Here is a 1,448-nt window from a genome sequence, read left to right as displayed (position 1 = left end):
GTTCGAGAGCGTCCTCGACCTGGGCATCTGGTCGTACTCGACCCTCGTCGCCGATGTGACCACGCCGTTCGAGCCGGTGATCAGCGACCCCGAGAGCGTCGCGCTCGAGTGGGTCGCCGTCGATCGTGTCGACGAGCTGCCGCTGCACCCCGGCTTCGCCGCGTCGTGGCCGGCGCTCCGCGCGGCACTGGCGACGCGACCGGCGATCGTGGTCGACGTCGCGAACGTGATGGGCGCCGTGCCCGACGGGTGGTGGAAGGACCGCGCGGGAGCCGCCGGGCGCCTGCTCGCCCGGTTGTCGACCTTGTCTCAGCGGGGGATGGATGCCGACGCCCTCGGCCTGTCGGCCACCTTCTGGTTTCCGTCGCTCGTCGCCGTGCTCGAGGGGCAGGCGCGGTCGGCGGCTTCGGCGGTGGCCGGCGTCGAGGTGCGCGAGGCGGCGGGCGAGGGCGACGACGAGATCGTCGGGGTCGCGCGGGAACTCGTCGCAGCGCACGATCCGGTGGTGGTCGTGACCAGCGATCGCGGGCTCGCGGAGCGCGTCGAAGCCCTGGGCGCGAGCGTGCGCGGGGCGCGCTGGCTGCTCGATCAGCTCGATTGACGCTCGGGCGGCGGTGCTGCCGGGCGCGGGTGCACGGGGAGGGACCGGCGGTGCATAACCTCCGTGATGTGCGCAAAGTCAGTCGGATCGGGCGGGATGCCGCTGAGGTTGTGCGCATCGCGGAGTTTGTGCGCGGCGCGGCCTGCCTCGCGCGGATGCGGCCGGACCACGGCCGCTGCGGGTTCACCCCCGCAGACGACTGCCCGCGGGCTTACCCGAGTTCGCGGCCGCGGAGCTTCTCGATGTCGCGGCGGTCTCGTTTGGTGGGGCGTCCCGCACCGCGGTCGCGGACGGGGACGAAGGGCATGCTCTCGCGCGACGGCGGCGGGGGAGTGCGGTCGTCGAGGGCTTCGGCGACGAGGGCTGCGCCGACGCGCTTGGCGATCGTCTTCTTGACGATGAGGATGCGGTCGAAGCCCTGGATCCGCACGCGCAGCTCGTCGCCCGGGCGCACGGGCTGGGCGGCCTTGGCGCGATCGCCGTTGACGCGGACGTGTCCGGCGCGGCAAGCCGTGGTCGCGGCGGAGCGGGTCTTGTAGACGCGTACCGCCCAGAGCCACGCGTCGACGCGGGCGGTGGTGGCATCCGTCATGGGGTCCTCCTGGGGCGAACCTCCATCGTAGATCGGGGTGTCACTCGCGGAGTGAGAGGGCGACCAGAGCGCGATCGGGTTTCGGCCGATCGACGATCTCGAAACCGGCGTCCTCGAAGACGGCGACCGTGCCGCGGAACAGCTGATTGGCCGTCTTCGACGTCACCGTCGGGTCGAGGGGGTAGCCCTCGACCACGCGTGCGCCGGCGTCGCGGGCGAACGAGACCGCGGCATCGAGGAGGGACCGCGTGAGCC

Annotated in this window: 2 protein-coding genes and 1 pseudogene; 1 reads left to right on the top strand and 2 read right to left on the bottom strand. The window is 72.7% G+C overall.

Annotated features, from left to right (window positions below):
- On the top strand, nt 1-601 hold a 601-nt coding region (locus tag DBR36_RS16650; RefSeq protein WP_258222947.1), incomplete at its 5' end, for an NTP pyrophosphohydrolase.
- Between the two features lie 211 nt (nt 602-812).
- Here the strand turns inward: DBR36_RS16650 and DBR36_RS16645 are convergent.
- Nucleotides 813-1,193, bottom strand: coding sequence for an RNA-binding S4 domain-containing protein (locus DBR36_RS16645; RefSeq protein ID WP_108320805.1), 381 nt, complete (start codon nt 1,191-1,193; stop codon nt 813-815).
- 40 nt (nt 1,194-1,233) lie between these two features.
- Nucleotides 1,234-1,448: pseudogene (locus DBR36_RS16640) on the bottom strand (GNAT family N-acetyltransferase); the annotation flags it as partial.

The sequence above is a fragment of the Microbacterium sp. HMWF026 genome (assembly GCF_003061325.1).
GTDB classification, from domain to species: domain Bacteria; phylum Actinomycetota; class Actinomycetes; order Actinomycetales; family Microbacteriaceae; genus Microbacterium; species Microbacterium testaceum_E.
This window is presented reverse-complemented; position numbering and strand designations above follow the sequence as displayed.

Excerpts from the sequence above, each read along its gene's own strand:
- DBR36_RS16645 (WP_108320805.1), bottom strand. The coding sequence starts at position 1,193 with ATGACGGATGCCACCACCGCCCGCGTCGACGCGTGGCTCTGGGCGGTA.